Genomic DNA, 16,741 nt, shown 5'->3' on the forward strand with positions numbered 1-16,741 from the left:
CGTAAAATAGGCGCTTGCGCCAAACGTCCGCAAATGAATTGCCACGGGGCATTGGTGAACTGAGCTCAGGGACGTTCGGCGCGATGCGCGAGGATGCCAAAGGTTTCTTGGCGGAGCCGTCAGGCAACATGAATCCAGGTCACATGTTCATCGCGCAAACTCTTTTGATGCGGAGGAAGCGGCCATGTTAACCGCTTCGTATGCGAGTACGGCACCCGCCTATGGAATGTGCCGACCTAAGACGTGCCAGTATCTCGAAGGAGACCCGGAAGTGCATAAAGCTTTAGAAACAAAGCCGAGCCCGGCACGAGGACCGGGAAAACCGACAATCGGTTTTATCGGTCTCGGCTCTATGGGATTGCCCATGGCGTCGCATCTCCTGAAAAGCGGCTTCAGGGTCAAAGGGTTTGACATCTCGGAGAATGCTCTAAGAAGCTTCGCTGACAGTGGCGGGACTGCCTATCCAGACGCTACGGAAGCCGCCAGCCAGACCGACGTCTTGATGTTGATGGTGGTCAACATCGACCAGGCGCACCAAGCCCTCTTCGAACGGGGCGCCCTGGCAAATTCAACCAGGGCCAGCGTCGTCGTCCTGATGTCAACATGCCCTCCCGGCGAGGTTGAACAGCTCGCCGAGGCCGTGACTGCTCGCGGTCACCGGTTTCTGGATGCGCCTGTTTCCGGCGGCGTCGCCGGAGCGCGCGACGCGTCGCTTTCCATCATGGTGGCTGGCGACAGGCAAACCTATGAAATGAGCCGCGATCTTTTCGACGTGCTCGGCTCCAAGATCTATTATCTCGGGGAGCGGCCTGGCCAGGCATCGGTTGCCAAAGCGGTCAACCAGTTGCTGTGCGGCGTACACTTGGCGGCAGCGGCTGAGGCGCTGTCGCTCGCCGAAAGGGCTGGCCTCGACACCTCAACGGTCCTCGAGATCGTGTCCGGCTCGGCGGCTGCCAGCTGGATGCTCAACGATCGTGGCCAGCGTATGCTTCTGGAGGACCCTGAGGTAACAAGCGCGGTAGACATCTTTGTGAAAGATCTCGGTATCGTGCTTGCCGCTGGCTCCTCTGCCAGGGCCGCCCTGCCGCTCGCCTCCGTTGCGCATCAGTTCTTCCTTGCCGCGTCTGGGCAGGGGTCAGGCTCGGCAGATGACAGTCAGGTCATTCGTGCGTATCGGGGAATGACGGCGGGCCAGAAGGAGGTAAAGAAATGAGTGCCGAGATCAAAAGCAATTACGCGCGACTGTCCGGCATCACCATGCACTACCTGACCGCAGGATCCGGCGAGCCGCTGGTTCTCCTTCACGGGGTGCCGCAGAGTTCGCACGAATGGCGGCACGTGATCCCCTTCCTCGCCGACAAGTACGCGATCATCGCGCCGGACCTGCGGGGCCTCGGCGACACTTCCCGGCCCGCCGATGGGTACGACAAGAAGACGATTGCCGAAGACGTGTGGGAGCTTCTTTCTGAACATCTGAAGATCGATCGCTTCAATCTTGTGGGACACGACTGGGGCGGCCCGGTGGCGTTTGCCCTGGCCGCGCAGCACCGGGAGGCAGTTAGCAAGCTCGCGATCCTGGACGTTACCATTCCTGGCGATGGAGCGGACATGTCGCAAGGCGGCCGGCGTTGGCACCACCCCTTCTTCAGGACGCCGGATTTGCCGGAAGCGATGTTCGGCGGTCGCGAGCATATCTATCTGGAATGGTTGTTTGACAATTATGGCAGCCGGGCAAACGTGCTGTCTCAGGAAGACAAGAATGAGTACTTCCGTACCTACCTGAAACCGGGTGGCCTGCGCACACTTCTCGCCTATTATCGCGGCTTCCCGACTGACGTCAAAGACAACGAGTTATTCCTCGAGAGGGATGGCAAGCTCAAAATGCCGGTCCTCGCCCTGGGCGGAGACAGTGGTTTTGGCCGCGGCATGGAGACGATGGAATCAATGCAGCGGGTGGCAAGTGACGTTCGAGGTGGAGTGATCCCGGGCTCCGGTCACTGGGTTGCGGAAGAAGCTCCCGAATTCATAGCGAACGAACTCCGGAAATTCTTTGGCTAAACCACTGCCTGAAGTCGGTGATGCGCGTCTGATCCACCAGTCGCGCATCATCGACCTTGAGTGTGCATAACTCCCGTCCCGCCGAGGTCGATATCACTCGCAGAAGCCGCGTCGGCAGCCAGGGTCTCTTCGATCCATCGTCTGAACAGAGCGATCTTTGGCGTTCTCGCCCTGGACCTTAAGTACACGAGACTATGGCAATTGATGCAGGGGCCTTCCAGGCCAAAAGGCGCAACGAGCCTCCCGCTTTTCAGATCTTGCCGGACGAGTATGAGGCTTTCCAGGCAAACGCCGAGTCCATCTGCGGCCGCGTTGATGGACATGAAAGATCTATCGAAACGTAGTCCTCTGTCCATGTTGAGCGTAACGCCGTGGTCGTCGGCCCACTCCTGCCACCGATAGAGGTTCACTTCAGAGTGAATGAGCGGAACCCTGGTGAGATCCTGCGGTGAGCGAATTCCGTTTGCGCCCTCGACCAAAGACGGGGCGCAGAGGACCATGATCGGCTCAGGCGGGAAGGGCTCGACGGCGATGCCAACCTCTACGGGCTGGGTTCCATAGCGGATGTCTATATCGACGTTGCCGGTCCTCAGTTCGGCCGGGTCACCAGAAGCGTGCAGTCGAAGATCGATCTCCGGATAGCGGGCGCTGAACCGCGCCAGGCGAGGCATGAGCCACTGCGAAGCGAGACTGACGACCGAATGGATATTCAGGATGTCACTTTTGCCCTTCTTCGTGAAATTGCGTGTGGCGCTCTCGATTCTTCGAAACGAGGCGCTGATTTCTTCTGCATAGGCCCTACCGGCGTCGGTGAGCATGATCGAACGACCCGAGCGATGGAATAACGCAATGCCAAGCTCGGAATCCAGGGCAGCCATTTGATGGCTCACGGCCGAAGGGCTGATGCTCAGCTCCTCAGCTGCTTTTCCAAAAGATCCAAGGCGTGCAACAGCTTCCAATACCTGCAGCGATCGCAATGAAGGAAACTCCAACGCGCTCATCACTCCTCCTCCCCTTTTCTGCGTGCCTCGCCACCTCACCGAGTACGTTGGAGGACCGCCCTTCCTCTATATTCCATGAGGAAATTTAACGCAAACTACTACGATGTTGAGTTGAGCTCATGAATTGGCGGATGGAATTCGCTTGTCGCGACGGAGCGTATTCAACATTTTGAACAGCGGAGCGGCCCTTGCGCCGTTCTTCGCGAAGGGGAGGATCATGGCTGAACGGGTAATCTCCGTGTCCGGAGCGCCGTACGATGGGCATAGCAGAGAGGCTGCACTGAAGAGTGCGGCAACCCTCGGGTTCACGCATTTCGAGCCGGCCTTTATCGTAGGGTATACAGAACCCTTCGACGAGACCGCGTTCACACCTTCAGAGATGACCAGGTGGCGCAGCGCGCTTAAGGGTTCGGGGCTCTCATGCCACGCAATGTCGTCGCACATCGACCTTGGTTTCGAAGATTCGGTTGAAGTCTTCACGGGCCGCATGGCATTCGCCGCGGCTATTGGGGCCAAGCTTATCGCGACCAACGCCGCAGCTCGACAAAGGGAGGCAGCATTCCGTCGCAACGTCGAGATCATACTGAGACGAGCAGAAGCCTTCGATATCGTCGTCGGCCTGGAAAACCCGGGAGACGGAAGCGATAGCTTGATCAACACCGCGCGGGACGGCATTTGCCTTGTTGAGGAATTCGGATCGCCCTTTCTGAAGCTAAATTACGACGCTGCAAACACGGCGTCACATAGACCGGACATGGACGATCTTGCAGGTGACGGGATCCTGGCGCTGCAGGGATCGGCGCACGCCCATATCAAGGATGTCCGTGAAACCGATGAAGGCTGGTATTTTTGCGATATCGGGGACGGCAAGGTCGGCTGCGAGCGCCTCCTGGCGGTGATCGCAAAGGTCGACGGCTTCCCCGTCAGTATCGAACTTCCCTTGAGACTGCATAGAAATCGGCAGGCGCAGCCCATTCGCCGCCAAGATCCCGTGCCGCTGTCAACGATCGAGGACTCGCTCGCTCGGTCGCTCAAGGTCGTCCGGCGAGCGCTCAACGACAATCAATGACCGTGTCTGGAGGAGGACGCAGTGCAACGCTTTGTAAACAACCGCGACGAGGTCGTGGAAGATACCGTCAAGGGCTTTGTGAAGGCACATCGAGATATTGTGCGTCTTGCCGGAAATCCACGCGTGGTGACGGCGATCAAGAGGCCCAAGCAAGGAAAAGTGGGTGTCGTGACTGGAGGTGGCTCCGGACACGAGCCTGCTTTCATTGGCTATACGGGCCGCAACATGCTCGATGCAGTCGCCGTCGGCGAGCTATTTTCGTCGCCAACGGCCAAGAGCTTTCATGATGCCATACGCGAAGCCAATGGTGGAAAAGGGGTCGTTGTCCTCTACGGAAATTATGCCGGAGACAACATGAACGTGAAGATGGCGATGAAGCTCGCCGCAAAGGACGGCATCGAGGTTGCCACGGTCGTTGCAAACGACGACGTATGCTCCGCCCCCGCAGAGGAGCAGGCGAAGCGCCGAGGCGTTGCCGGAGAGATCTTCATGTGGAAGGTCGGCGGAGCGAAAGCATCGACGGGCGCCAGCCTGTACGAGGTTCGTGACGCGGCGCAGAAGGCCATCGACAATTGCCGCTCGGTCGGTGTCGGCTTGGGACCGTGCACTCTTCCGGCGGTCGGGCATCCGAACTTCCAGATCGAGCCTGGTACGATTGAAGTTGGTATTGGGCATCACGGCGAGCCAGGCCTGCGAGTGGAGGCGCTCAAGAGCGCATCCGAGGTCGCCAGCGATATGTGCCAGATTGTGCTGGATGACCATGATCTCGGCTCCGGGGCAGAAGTCGCAGTGCTGATATCTGGCCTTGGGGCGACGCCACTGAACGAACTTTACATTCTCTTCGATACAATCGAGGAGGAGATTTCCCGCCGCGGCCTCAGGATCCATAAAGCGTATGTTGGTAACTACTTCACGTCTCTTGAGATGGTTGGAGCGACTTTGACGGTCATGGCGCTCGATGACGAACTCAAGGCGCTGCTGGACGTCGAGGTCCGCTGCGCTACAGCACTGTGAGGAGGGCAAAATGAAAACATTGAGAAACGCGGCAGCCGGCGACATCGTTCTCTCGATGGCGAGCGCGATCATCGATAACCGTGGTTACCTCAGCGAAATCGACGGCAAGATCGGCGACGGCGACCACGGAATCAATATGGCGAAGGGCTTCGGCCTGGCGGCCGATCGGATCCGCGGCAAGGAGTTATCGCTTGCGGAAGCGCTTGAGACGCTCGGAACAGTACTGATGACCGAGATCGGCGGATCTATGGGGCCGCTTTACGGCGTGATGTTCACCGAGTTTGCCCAGCAGATCGCTCATGTGGACCAGATCGACAACAAGACGTTCAGCCGAATGCTGCATGCTGGCCTGACGGGTATTCAGGAAATCGGTTCGGCCAAAACCGGCGACAAGACGTTGCTTGACACGTTGGTGCCAGCCGTCGAGGCTTTTGACGAAGCGATATCGCAAGGCAGATCCTTCAGAGAAGGATTGGAACTCCTCGTCGCGGCAGCTGAGGCCGGCCGCGATTCGACGGTGAACCTGATTGCGCGGATCGGTCGAGCCAGCCGGCTCGGGGAAAGATCGCTTGGCGTCCTGGATGCTGGTGCGACGTCTTGCGCCCTCATCCTGAAGGAGTTGTCTCAGGGAACCCGTGATAGGCTTCGGTAGTCTCACGGCTTCTTGGGCGTGATACAATCATCGCTTTACGCCACCGGACAGCGGTTGCACGACGAGCTCAGAGCATTGAGCGCAGCATCCAAGCTGCCCAAGGGCTCGTTTCGTAGGCAAGCCTGAAACGCTTCGATCGTCTCTCCGATGGCGCCTCGATCCACATCGAAGACTTCGCGCAGGTTTTCGACGTTTAACCGGAAGACAAGTACAAACGTGCAAACTGTCGCAATATCGCCGCCTTTTTGGGCACCGAAGCAGGCGATGCGGGGGCCGCCGAGTTCATCCGACTGCTCACCTTCAACATGCTGATCGGTAATGCCGACATGCATCTGAAAAATTGGTCGGTCATCTATCCCGACCGCCGAACCGCCCTGGCACCCGCATACGACTTTGTCGCCACCATTGCCTACATACCGATGAACGAGCGGCCGTGAACGTCAGCCGGACGAAGCAGTTAGACGAACTCAATGGAGAGGAACTATCCCATTTGGCAGGCAAGGCGCGGATTCCGGAAAAGCCCGTCCTTAACACTGCCCGAGAGACCGTCCTTCCATCAACTGTGGCATCGCAAAAAAAACCTGCCTCTGTCCCGGGCCATGGTCGAATTGATCGATCGGCATGTGGACAAGGTGCCGATAGCCAGACGAGTGCGCCGATAGCGCAGGCGCCCGCAGCGTTCGACTGCGCGATGCGGTTCCCAATAACTACCTCCCGCGACTGGCGCGGCCGGTTTCGCCAGCTGTGCCTCGGCGTGTAACGAGAGCGATCGAATATATGCATGCCAATCTATCGGCACCTCGCCTTTGGGCTATCTGCGAACGATCCGCCTCGAAGCGGCCCGCAAGGCCTTGGTTGGAAAGGCCAGCTTTCCATCGATCTCGGACGTCGCCCGGAATGCCGGTTTCACGCATATGGGACGGTTCGCGGCGGCATACTTTGAGGCCTACGGGAATACTCCGTCGGAAACGGCCAAGAAGCGCTGAGGTGGCGGTGCCCCCGTGAGATGCGGAACCATGGGTTGGTTAAGCTTTGCGAAGTGCTGCAGACTGGTTGACCAGCAAGACGCATGATTATGAAGGCGCCCCTCACTGCGCGCCTTTCCTTTTTGCGACATAGGTTACCGCTCCGTTCCTGCACTAAGACCAGGATAGAACGAACGGCATGCGGAGCCACGGCGGCGCCGCTCAATTGCCGCTATCGTCGCCTGCCCCGATTGACTTCCCGATACGCTCGGCAAATCATGTGCCGATGACCGCGACAACCGACCTCATCGCAGAACTGTTCCGAGCCGCGAACGAGGTTGGCATGCTGTCGCCTTTCGAGAAGCGGCGGTTGCTGGAGCGGGCCGTGGCGACGATCCGCGAAGGGCGTGATCGGGTCGGCATTCGGCCGAGCCGCACGGCGCCGGACAAGGTGATCGACATTCAGACGGTTGCTGCGTCGTGTGCGTCGGCGCCCGATGTGTTGGTCTCACATGCCATGCTGGAGGCGGCCGACATGATCCGGACGCTGAAGATCGTGCTGGATGCAAAAGCGGACGCGTTGCGGGACGAATGAACCCGCGGGGGCCGAATCCGGCCCGCTACGCCGCCCGCCGGAGCTTGACCGACTGTAAGATGATAGGGGTTCGCGGGCTTACGCCATCAGTCTTCCGTTTGCTTGACTTGCTGCAATTCTGCAGTCGCTATAAGCCTGCCCACGTATTCCTCAAAACGAAGGTCAAACGAACCATACTCGCCAGCTGCCAACGAGTTCTTCCAATATGATCTGAATGATGGCTTACGGATAAACGAGATAAGGAAGCGCTCCCATCCTGGCCACTGATTGTTCGCAATGTCTGCGGTTAATTCTCGATCCAACCAGGCCTGCTCACACATTGATCCGACCATGTCGTAAAAGATGTTGCGCCTAATCTGATCATCGGCGCTCAAATCGGTTCTTTCCGGTGTTAACGGCGCGACCCCAAGGTGGGGGTAATCAAGCAGTAGCTCAAGAAAGTGACTGTAGTCATCTGCCAGCGTCGAATATGACCGGTTGTGCGCCTCTATCTCTAGGCGCTTTATACTCTCTCGACGCTCGCGTGCTTCTTTCCAACGTTCTCGAAGCCAATCGATGGCCTTCCACAAGACGGCTCCAAACCCGAGCAAGAACGCGCTGCTGAATATGACTTTGCTCAGCTCCAACCAAGTGACACCAGCGAAAAAATCAACCACCGACATCGGCTCCCCCGGACCGGCACACACTAGACGGTACAAGGATGCGGCACATTCACGACTCCGTCTATTTAGCCAATTGATGGAATTGACGACATGGGCCGTTATCCCTTTACATCTGCGTCTGCTGCCTTTGCCGCACGCACGAACTTCCGCGCCGCAGTATACTTGGCGCCGCTCTTCTCCTCGAATGCCCGTTGGGCAGTTTGCGCCTTGACGGCGAGCGGTTGCCGGTCGAGTTCGACCATGCTCGCTCATAGGGTTCCTTTTTGCCAGCTTACCAGAATCGCGGAATCCGGCCTTCCCTCTCCAAGCCCGATACGTTTTACTTGATTGACGGCTCCCCCTCTGGGCAGCTGTTTCCCCGCACCCGCGTTGCCAATTGCGGGATGCTATTTGCCCCGCCTCACCCGGCGGGGTTTTTCGTGGCAGCCGTCGCTTATCCGTGGCCTTGACCGGCGCCCGAGCACGCCGCCGAGATCGATGAAAGACCGCACGACATAATACGCGGCCGTGGCAAAATGCGGATATTGCTGAAGGAGCTGGACGGCTGGCCGGCGTCGCCCGGAAAGGCCGGCCTGTGAATTAGCGATAATGAGCTTTGCGATGTTGAACGGCTCCCGGAACATTCATCCCAGAATTTGGTTTAGGTTGTGATCGCGGCCCTTACGCTCGCTTGTAATCAGCACCGGTCACTCCTCGAGAAATCGCTTTCCTTGGCACGGGGGTCTTTTCGAGGATGTTGCAGAAAGGCCGCCAAAAACGGATGAACCGGAGGGCGAGTAATATGAAAAAGTTAATTTCAGGCTGCGCCATCCTACTCACACTAACGGCTTGTGTAGGAGCATACGACGCGGGGCCAGTTCGACCTATACCCGGAAGTATCACCTATGGTGGCCATCAACCGCGCACGAAATTGACGAAAGCGCCAATTGGCAGCACGTTCACTAACCAGATCATCGACGAATACGGCATGATGGCCATTGAGACTTACAGGATAGAGCCGGACCGCTCACTCACGCTTATCCGGCGCGATCGTAAGTGGGACTTTTTTGACTTCGATTGAAAATCCGCCACAGGATTGCGTTGAGCAGCAGCCAAGCGGGTTAACGAGCGAGCCGAGCTCGAAGGCTTGAAACTCTCCCGACGTCAGAGGTCGCTCACTCGTTCGCAATCAACGTGCGTATGGTTGCGATTGGTAGGAAAAGGCGCATGTCGTTCGAGAGGAATGGTAAGAACCCGTACTCGAGATAGAGCGCGCGCCGTTTCGGCGTGCGTTCAGGATTGCCGCAGTCAAGGACATCAAGGACTACGACCGCCACGCCGACATTTTCGGCAACACGCGCTATCCGGGTCAGGCAATCGACAAGAAGGTCGCCGCCGTCTCCGCCTCCCATGAAATTTTCGTCCCGTCCGATCATCGAAATGTAAATCGCCGGTATGGAGCCGTGTCCTGGCCTATTGCGCGCGAACTTTTCGGGAAGTTCCGAATAGTCGATCGAATGGGTGTTCAGCGCATAGAAACCGATGACACGCCCGTCTTCGTCAGTCATAACGAAAACGCGGAGATTGTCGGCCTTTGAGAGCTTGTTTGCAGTCTTCCTGAAAAAGTTGTCTACCTGTTCAACGCCGCATGAAAAAGCCGCCCGATCATGCTTGGCTGGATCGAGCGGCTCTATCATGAGTTTCGGAACTGCTGCCTGCGACATTACTTCGAAACGACCGTTTCGCGGTGCCGCTTGAATGCATCCTTCAATCGAGCGTTCGGTACCGGCGGATTATCAAGAGCCCCAAAAAACGCTTCATGATCGACCGCCACAAGGCGCGTGCGTTCATGTGCGGCAATCGTCTCCATTGCCGACTGGTAAGCTGCAGTCATCGCGAACGACGTGTCATCAACGCCGGCCAATGCCGCTGCCCTTTGAATGGTCTTCTTGATGTGCGCCTTCGTACGGAAATTCATCCGAGCATCATTGGGCTCATCGACTGTCGCAGTAGCATCGTGGAAAGCACGCATAGACGCCTCCTTTCAGCGCATAATCCCCTTCCAAGGCGTACGCTCAATCGGCGTACATGTCAACGCGGTAGCACCGGAAGCTTATTCCCACCATTGATCTGCATTGCACCATATTTGCTTTCCTTCCGATCGAAATTTGAGCATAGTGCCCACAGCTGATGCACATGGCGGATTTCCTCCCAGTGCCGCCGCAGCAGCTGTTCCCCTCTGGAGGTTTAAATTACCTTCATACCTATAGGGCCCGAGTTTTCTCGTGGCCCTCTTTTTTGTCCTGATTTTTCGTTTGTCGATGCGACGACCATCACGTTCGCGTCGCCGGCGGCCTCACCGCGCTCAGGACATCAGCTCGACACGCTCGATCGTTTGGGTCAGCCGCTCTCGCATCCTCCGGTGGTTCAGGACAGTCACGACGTCGGAGAGGCTCGGATCCTTCAATCCGACTTTGTAGATCGCAATCCCGGCTTCGACACTCGCGTCCATGGCCTTGAGCCCCGCGATATGCTGGGAGGCCTCCTGACGGGCGAGCCACGACATCTCCGTGAACGCCAGGATCTCGTCTGTTCCCGGAACGACCTGATAGGCAAATATCGCTTTCGCATCGTGCATCGGAACCTCCCTGAGCTGCGACAGCTACGGCGCCTTTCCGGTTGCTGTGAACTATCAAAAGTGTGAGCGGCAGCGTCCCGCAGGAGGGAGGACAAATAGAAGGAAGAGGGAAAAAGAAACCGGTCGCAGACCGGTCCGACCGTCGTCGCTTGCGCTCAACCGCCGCCTCCGCATCCCGGCCCCTCGACCTGCGCACGGCTGTCCAGCCCCGCTTGCCCTTCGCAGCAGGGACGCTCGGCCGCAGTTGCGCCGGCCAGCCCGCCCTGCGGTCCGGGAGGTGTCTTCGAAAGAAATGAAGACAGGAAGGACCGGCAAGAGAGCCGCGTCCCGCATCCCGGAGAAGGAAATCCCATGCACATTATGAAGGTCGATCCGCGCTCGTTGAAGGACAACCCGGACAACACCCGCCAGTCCAAATCCACTCCCCAAGCCGATGCCCTGTTGCTCGCCACGATCAAAGCCGTCGGCATCATCCAGCCGCCTGTCATCTTTCCGGAGGTCGGTGGCGGGAACAGCTACGTCGTCGAAGCTGGCCATCGGCGCACCCGCATGGCGATCGCCGCAGGCCTCGAAGAGATCGAGGTTCTCGTCGTCGAAGCCGCCAACGACAATGGCGCCATGCGGTCGATGGTCGAGAACATCGCCAGGGAGCCGCTCAACCCCGTCGACCAGTGGCGTGGGATCGAACGCCTGATCGCACTCGATTGGACCGAGGAAGCAATTGCCGTCGCGCTTGCCCTGCCCGTCCGGCAGATCCGCAAGTTGCGCCTGCTCGCCAACGTCTTGCCCGCAATGCTCGACCAGATGGCGCTCGGCGACATGCCGAATGAGCAGCAGCTTCGAACGATCGCGGCGGCGCACCTCGATGAGCAGAGGGAAGTCTGGAAGGCGCAAAAGCCGAAGAAGGGCCAGCCTGCCACGTGGTTCCAGATCGCCAACGCGCTCAGCAAAACCCGCATGTATGCAAAGGATGCGAGCTTCGGCGACGATCTCAGGGAAGCCTACGGCATCGAATGGATCGAGGATCTGTTTGCCCCCGCCAATGAGGACAGCCGCTATACCGCCAACGTCGAAGCCTATCTCGGCGCCCAGCAGGAATGGATGACGAACAATCTGCCGAAGAAGGGCGTGATCGCCGAGGTTACGCAATGGGGCGAGGCGAAGCTCCCGCAGAAGGCAAGTCGCGTCTACGGCAAGCCAAGCAAGGGCGACCACACCGCCATGTATCTGGATCGGAACGGCAAGGTTCAGACCGTGCACTACCGGATGCCGGAGGAAAAGAAGACCGGGGACAAGGGAGCGCTCGTTGGGCCTGGTGCCACCGCTGGCGACGATGTGACCGACGCGCCGAAGCAGCGACCGGATGTCACGCAAAAGGGTCACGACATGATCGGAGACCTCAGGACCGACGCGCTGCATGAGGCGCTCGTCCGCGCACCGATAGAGGACGATACGTTGACGGCGCTCCTCGTGCTTGCCTTTGCCGGTCTGAACGTCCGGGTCGACTCCGGGGTAAACGACACCGTCTTCGGTCCGAAGCGGTTTGCGCGCCATGCGGCTCGACTGCTTGGCGGCGATGGCAAGCTGTCCTTCGACATGGACACATTGCGGGTTGCCGCCCGCTCGATGCTGGTCGATGTGCTCTCTTGCCGCCGCGGCATGTCGAACAGCGGGATCGTCTCGCGCATCGCCGGCGAGGCCATCGGTGCGGATGGATATCTCCCGAACATGGGCACGGAGGACTTCCTGCTTTGCCTGTCGCGGCAGGCGCTTGAGGCGTCGTGCAAGGATACGGCGGTTCTGCCGCGCCCAAAGGTCCGCGAGACCCGCGCCGCCCTCGTCGAGCACTTCAAGGAAGGGCACTTTGTCCATCCGGCAGCCCTGTTCGCTCCCGATCCAACGGAACTTACCGGACTGCTCAAGCAAGGTGAGATCGTCGAAGAGGACGAGACCGACACCTCCGAAGAAGCGACGGATGGCCTTGAAGACGAGCTTGCAGGCGTCAGGGTTACCGGCGATGCGGGCGATCTCGACGTCGCCGATCCGCAGGCCCGTGACCACGCTGCCGACGAGGACGACGCCGCCTACGGGATTGCGGCCGAATAGCCACCCTCCCCTTCTGATCCGATCGACACCCCGCCGCCGGCCATCACCGGCGGCGGTGCTTGGCGACAAGCCGCATGAGAGGCGGTAGCCGACGGCGTAATGGCGGAGTGCCCATCCCGCGCGTTCGGCAAGAGTCTTTGCGAGGACGGCCATCGGTTTCGGTTTCGGGGTGCAAGTTTCAACCACGTGCCGGCCTGCCCTTCGTGTTCGTTGCGGTCTGAACCGGCGGTCGGTCGTTTCAAGGCCGCTGTCGCGCCGCGGAGCGGCCAGGACAGCCTCACTTCGCAAAGCGAACCCGCGTCCTGCGCAGGGTGTCCCCGCTTGGCCGCAAGCCAGCTCTGCTTGCTCAGCCGTCCAGGACCTGTGAAAGCGCCCGTCTCTCGCCGGTTCCTTTTGACCGCACCGAAGGGCAGACCGGCACGGGCCGAAGCCGCTTCGGACGAAACCGAGAAAAGGAAATTGACATGACCAAGCCCGCGACCTCCAACCGCTTTTCCTCTCGCGTCGTGCAACTCCGCAAGGGCGCCACCCTTGAAATGGTCCGCCTCACCTGCCCCGATAGCGCGCAAGCCCTCAAGATCGCCGAGAGCTTCGGGACCGCAGTGGTCGACAGCGACGGCATCCGCGACGAGCATGAGCGGATGGTCATTGCGAGTTCGGCAAGCCTCGCTGAAGGTCTCGGCGAGAAAGCGATGCAGATCCATCTCCAGCGCATCGTCGGTGCCTTCGTCGGATCAGCGCATGGTGCCGGTCAATTCTACTCCCGCGCAGTATCTGAGGCACGCGATGCCACGGCCAAGGCGTCGAACGATGCCCGGGACGAGGATCTCGACGGCCCGGTCGGATATGGCAGCGCCGCTCAGCGCAAGCGCGAGTTCGCAGCCGACATGGGCGTTCAGGCCCATGCGCTTCGGATGGCAGCCGAGGGCGCCGTCGCGGCCTACGAACACGTGGTCGGTGAGACCTGGAAGCCGTTCGATCGCCCGGTCGACAATCCGGGCGCTTCACTTGACCGCAAAGCGGCCGATGCGCAAATGGCGGCGCTCGGCTGAAGCCATAAAGCGGGCATCGGCCCCGCCCTCCATTTTTATTCCGGCTTGCATCGGCCGGCTCCACTCAGGAGCCGGCTTTTTTGCATGTCCATGCCCGAGCCTCGGGAAAGGCGGGGAAAGGAGTTGAAGAGACGGCCGATTGCGGCCCGTCCCTGTCGCCGGTGCTGCAGGAGCCGGCCTGTCGCCGCAACGGCTTCGCCGTCCTTCACGCTGTTCCGGCCATTCCGGTGCGCTCCAGGCCATTGCGCTCCTGCCCTGGGACCTCCGCGACGGGCCGCGATTGGCGCGGCCCCGGAAACGGAGGTTAAAGACATGAGCAGGAAAACCGAAGGCGAGCGTGCCGACATCTATGTGAGGATTACCGACCGGATCGTCGCCGATCTGGAGAAAGGGGTTCGTCCCTGGATGAAGCCTTGGAATGCCGCGAACACCGAAGGTCGGATTACCCGGCCGCTAAGGCACAATGGTCAGCCCTATTCGGGCATGAACGTTCTCCTCCTATGGTCCGAGGGGATGGCGAGAGGGTTTACCTCTCCGATGTGGATGACCTTCAAGCAGGCGCTGGAGCTCGGCGCCGCGGTTCGCAAAGGTGAAACCGGCTCGACCGTCGTGTTCGCAAGCCGCTTCACCAAGGCGGAGACCGACCGCGACGGCAACGATGTCGACCGGGAAATTCCCTTCCTGAAGGCATATTCCGTTTTCAACGTTGACCAGATCGACGGACTGCCGGACCATTACTACCATCGTTCGACACCGGTCCTCGATCCGGTTGAGCGGATCGAGAATGCCGATCGCTTCTTCCGCAACACGGGCGCGGTCATCCTGCATGGCGGGTCGCAGGCATATTACTCCCCGGCGACCGACCACATCCAGATGCCGCCCTTCGAGACCTTCCGGGATGCGGCTTCCTATGTGGGGACGCTGAGTCACGAGGCAACCCACTGGACGGCAAATCCGCGACGAGTCGCCCGCGATCTCAGCCGATATTCGAAAGATAAGAGCGAGCGCGCCCGCGAGGAACTGATTGCCGAACTTGGCAGTTGCTTCCTGTGCGCTGACCTCGGCATTGCTCCTGAGCTGGAGCCGCGACCGGATCACGCCTCGTATCTTCAGTCCTGGCTCACCGTTCTCTCAAATGACAAGCGGGCAATCTTCCACGCGGCGGCGCATGCGCAGCGCGCTGTCAGTTATCTTCACGGCCTGCAGCGGTCCGAGGAGGGTAGCAGCAAGGTGGCGGCATAGGGCAGCTTTGGATCAGGGACGGTCGTCAACCCCGACGGCCGTCTTTTTGTTGGCTCTCGTTCGGTTTGCGCATGCTGGTTCAGTGTGAGGTCCAACTTCCCCCAGATCGATGCCTTCTTGGCATCGGACTTGGGTTTGGCGGGACGGCTTCCTTTCGACGATAAACGGCTTTGTCTGCTGACGCATAATCCTGATGGGCGACGAATCGCGCCTGAACGATATCGCGCGCGCCACCGAACGCAGCAGGCTGTCATTCCAACATTTCATACCGACGGTTTCGACGGCATGACGTCCAACGCCTTTGGCGACAAGGGGAATTTCTACGTTCAGGTTGTTTGTAAGGAGAAAAGTTCGCCACATGGGTTGTTGCGGAATGCTGCATCGCACAAATATAGGTGGGATTGCAAATATACCTACTGGGGAGGGGCAGGCCGTGGAAAAATACGTGGGCGCGAAGCTGCATGGTATTCGAGTGACCGACGCAAAGCTGAACTACCACGGTTCGATCACGATCGATGCGGACTTCTGCCGGGAGGTCGGCCTGAAACCGCTGGAGTATGTAGAGATCTGGAACAAGATGTCCGGAGCAAGGATCAGCACTTATGTTCTCTACGGTGATCCCGGCTCCAAGTGCTGCATTCTCAACGGTGCGGCTGCCCGCACGTGCCAGCAAGGCGATGAGATTATCATCGCGTCCAGCGTCTTTTGCGAAATCGATGACATCATCAAGCTTAAGCCACGCGTGCTGGTCTTCGGAGAAAACAACGAAATAGTCGACAGGATCACCTACGAGGTCTTTCGCCGCGCAGACAATTCTCTCGATATGGCCGTGAGCTCTGAGCTTTCCGATAATAGCTACGGATTTCCGGCCTCCATTTCTGCATAGCACTGATGCAGTCGGCCAGCGTCCCTGGACGTTTGCCGATATGGATTGCCGCCGCACCGCTTTCGACCATTGCCGTTGACCTTCGAGGGGGACCATTGCCACGTCCCTTTGCCAGGGTCAGCGGCGCTCCATTCGCGGGCTCGATGAGGCATGTCTGACCGGAGAGCGGCTTCGCCTCGATCGTCCTCCCGCAACGGCCATGCGAAACTTTCTTCCCCTGGCGGCGCCGCCATTCCTCGCGCGGCAACAAAGTTGCTCCCGGCCGTCCTCCATTTCATTTCGGCCCCTGGGGATGCGGTCCGATCGTCCCCGGTCCTTGCGACAGCCATCGAGGCCGCAATGGTGCGGCCCGAAACAGCAAAAGGAACTTGGACAATGGCTACCATCGGCACCTTTACCTCCACCGAAAACGGCTTCTCCGGCTCGATCCGCACCCTCGCCCTCAACGTCAAGGCCCGCATCGCTCGCGTCGAAAACCCCTCCGACAAGGGCCCGCACTTCCGCATCTACGCCGGCAACGTCGAGCTCGGCGCCGCCTGGCAGAAGACCTCCGAACAGGGCCGCGACTACCTCTCGGTCAAGCTCGACGACCCGAGCTTCCCCGCTCCGATCTACGCCACGCTGGCCGAAGTCGAAGGCGAAGACGGCCTGCAACTGATCTGGTCGCGCCCTAACCGCGACTGAGGTCCCCTCCAGGCTCCGCCCATCGGGCGGGGCCCCTCCCGCGCTCTGACTTTTTTCCGCCGTTCTTCCTTATTGGATGAAAACGGATGGAAAAATGGAGTCCGGTGTGTCGTATCCCATTCGGATGGAAACGGATGG

General features: G+C 59.4%; 19 protein-coding genes and 1 pseudogene. 14 read left to right on the top strand and 6 right to left on the bottom strand.

Translation table 11 applies throughout. From position 1 onward, the window contains the following. Positions 1 to 364 precede the first annotated feature (364 nt). Positions 365 to 1,213 (top strand): NAD(P)-dependent oxidoreductase, encoded by an 849-nt coding sequence (locus A3AY_RS36310; RefSeq protein WP_234913097.1) that lies wholly within the window; start codon positions 365 to 367, stop codon positions 1,211 to 1,213. After that, complete coding sequence (locus A3AY_RS0127710) at positions 1,210 to 2,058, top strand: alpha/beta fold hydrolase (protein WP_018328931.1); 849 nt, start codon at positions 1,210 to 1,212, stop codon at positions 2,056 to 2,058. Before A3AY_RS36310 ends, A3AY_RS0127710 begins: the two co-directional genes overlap by 4 nt. Before the next feature lie 47 nt (positions 2,059 to 2,105). Here the strand turns inward: A3AY_RS0127710 and A3AY_RS0127715 are convergent, their stop codons facing one another. After that, positions 2,106 to 3,059: a LysR substrate-binding domain-containing protein gene (locus A3AY_RS0127715; RefSeq protein WP_018328932.1), complete on the bottom strand. Its 954-nt coding sequence runs from the start codon at positions 3,057 to 3,059 to the stop codon at positions 2,106 to 2,108. 124 nt (positions 3,060 to 3,183) lie between these two features. On the opposite strand from A3AY_RS0127715, the gene A3AY_RS0127725 reads away from it, so the two are divergent. The 6 genes and pseudogenes from A3AY_RS0127725 to A3AY_RS0127750 all read left to right on the top strand — a co-directional run bounded on the left by A3AY_RS0127725 (position 3,184) and on the right by A3AY_RS0127750 (position 7,354). Then, positions 3,184 to 4,128, top strand: coding sequence for a sugar phosphate isomerase/epimerase family protein (locus tag A3AY_RS0127725; RefSeq protein ID WP_234913098.1), 945 nt, complete (start codon positions 3,184 to 3,186; stop codon positions 4,126 to 4,128). Between the two features lie 21 nt (positions 4,129 to 4,149). Next, on the top strand, positions 4,150 to 5,142 hold the full coding sequence (locus A3AY_RS0127730) for a dihydroxyacetone kinase subunit DhaK (protein ID WP_018328935.1): 993 nt from the start codon (positions 4,150 to 4,152) through the stop codon (positions 5,140 to 5,142). A gap of 10 nt (positions 5,143 to 5,152) precedes the next feature. Next, complete coding sequence (dhaL, locus tag A3AY_RS0127735; RefSeq protein WP_018328936.1) at positions 5,153 to 5,794, top strand: dihydroxyacetone kinase subunit DhaL; 642 nt, start codon at positions 5,153 to 5,155, stop codon at positions 5,792 to 5,794. Between the two features lie 212 nt (positions 5,795 to 6,006). Then, positions 6,007 to 6,231, top strand: a pseudogene (locus tag A3AY_RS40850) (HipA domain-containing protein); the annotation flags it as partial. A 369-nt stretch (positions 6,232 to 6,600) separates the two neighbouring features. Continuing rightward, complete coding sequence (locus A3AY_RS40855) at positions 6,601 to 6,780, top strand: helix-turn-helix domain-containing protein (RefSeq protein WP_018328938.1); 180 nt, start codon at positions 6,601 to 6,603, stop codon at positions 6,778 to 6,780. A 265-nt stretch (positions 6,781 to 7,045) separates the two neighbouring features. Further along, on the top strand, positions 7,046 to 7,354 hold the full coding sequence (locus tag A3AY_RS0127750; RefSeq protein ID WP_018328939.1) for a hypothetical protein: 309 nt from the start codon (positions 7,046 to 7,048) through the stop codon (positions 7,352 to 7,354). Between the two features lie 86 nt (positions 7,355 to 7,440). Here A3AY_RS0127750 and A3AY_RS36320 read toward each other — a convergent pair whose 3' ends face one another. Both A3AY_RS36320 and A3AY_RS39435 read right to left on the bottom strand, forming a co-directional pair. Next, positions 7,441 to 8,016 carry a hypothetical protein gene (locus A3AY_RS36320; RefSeq protein WP_018328940.1) on the bottom strand — a complete coding sequence of 192 codons (576 nt, stop codon included), beginning with the start codon at positions 8,014 to 8,016 and terminating at the stop codon, positions 7,441 to 7,443. Positions 8,017 to 8,114: 98 nt separating this feature from the next. After that, a complete protein-coding gene (locus tag A3AY_RS39435; RefSeq protein WP_018328941.1) occupies positions 8,115 to 8,258 on the bottom strand; it encodes a hypothetical protein in 144 nt (47 codons plus the stop codon). 539 nt (positions 8,259 to 8,797) lie between these two features. Between A3AY_RS39435 and A3AY_RS0127770 the strand changes: the two genes are divergently transcribed. Next, a complete protein-coding gene (locus A3AY_RS0127770) occupies positions 8,798 to 9,076 on the top strand; it encodes a hypothetical protein (protein WP_026203910.1) in 279 nt (92 codons plus the stop codon). Positions 9,077 to 9,170: 94 nt separating this feature from the next. Here the strand turns inward: A3AY_RS0127770 and A3AY_RS0127775 are convergent, their stop codons facing one another. The 3 genes from A3AY_RS0127775 to A3AY_RS0127785 form a co-directional block, all read right to left on the bottom strand. Then, a complete protein-coding gene (locus tag A3AY_RS0127775) occupies positions 9,171 to 9,719 on the bottom strand; it encodes a hypothetical protein (RefSeq protein ID WP_018328944.1) in 549 nt (182 codons plus the stop codon). Beyond that, positions 9,719 to 10,027, bottom strand: coding sequence for a type II toxin-antitoxin system TacA family antitoxin (locus A3AY_RS0127780; protein WP_018328945.1), 309 nt, complete (start codon positions 10,025 to 10,027; stop codon positions 9,719 to 9,721). The genes A3AY_RS0127775 and A3AY_RS0127780 overlap by 1 nt, the downstream gene beginning before the upstream one ends. Positions 10,028 to 10,360: 333 nt before the next feature. Next, the gene (locus A3AY_RS0127785) at positions 10,361 to 10,633 is read right to left on the bottom strand and encodes a hypothetical protein (protein WP_018328946.1); all 273 of its coding nucleotides are present in this window, start codon (positions 10,631 to 10,633) and stop codon (positions 10,361 to 10,363) included. Positions 10,634 to 10,984: 351 nt separating this feature from the next. Here A3AY_RS0127785 and A3AY_RS0127790 point away from each other — a divergent pair, with 351 nt between their 5' ends. The 5 genes from A3AY_RS0127790 (at position 10,985) to A3AY_RS0127815 (ending at position 16,603) form a co-directional block, all read left to right on the top strand. Beyond that, on the top strand, positions 10,985 to 12,739 hold the full coding sequence (locus tag A3AY_RS0127790) for a ParB N-terminal domain-containing protein (RefSeq protein WP_018328947.1): 1,755 nt from the start codon (positions 10,985 to 10,987) through the stop codon (positions 12,737 to 12,739). A gap of 464 nt (positions 12,740 to 13,203) precedes the next feature. After that, positions 13,204 to 13,791 carry a hypothetical protein gene (locus A3AY_RS0127795; protein ID WP_018328948.1) on the top strand — a complete coding sequence of 196 codons (588 nt, stop codon included), beginning with the start codon at positions 13,204 to 13,206 and terminating at the stop codon, positions 13,789 to 13,791. A gap of 312 nt (positions 13,792 to 14,103) precedes the next feature. Next, positions 14,104 to 15,033, top strand: coding sequence for an ArdC family protein (locus A3AY_RS0127800; RefSeq protein WP_018328950.1), 930 nt, complete (start codon positions 14,104 to 14,106; stop codon positions 15,031 to 15,033). Between the two features lie 433 nt (positions 15,034 to 15,466). Next, positions 15,467 to 15,919 (top strand): aspartate 1-decarboxylase, encoded by a 453-nt coding sequence (gene panD, locus A3AY_RS0127810; protein WP_026203911.1) that lies wholly within the window; start codon positions 15,467 to 15,469, stop codon positions 15,917 to 15,919. 375 nt (positions 15,920 to 16,294) lie between these two features. Continuing rightward, positions 16,295 to 16,603, top strand: a complete 309-nt coding sequence (locus A3AY_RS0127815; protein WP_015084482.1) for a DUF736 domain-containing protein — start codon at positions 16,295 to 16,297, stop codon at positions 16,601 to 16,603. Positions 16,604 to 16,741: the final 138 nt, after the last annotated feature.

It is taken from the genome of Rhizobium giardinii bv. giardinii H152, from assembly GCF_000379605.1.
Classification (GTDB): Bacteria; Pseudomonadota; Alphaproteobacteria; order Rhizobiales; family Rhizobiaceae; genus Pararhizobium; species Pararhizobium giardinii.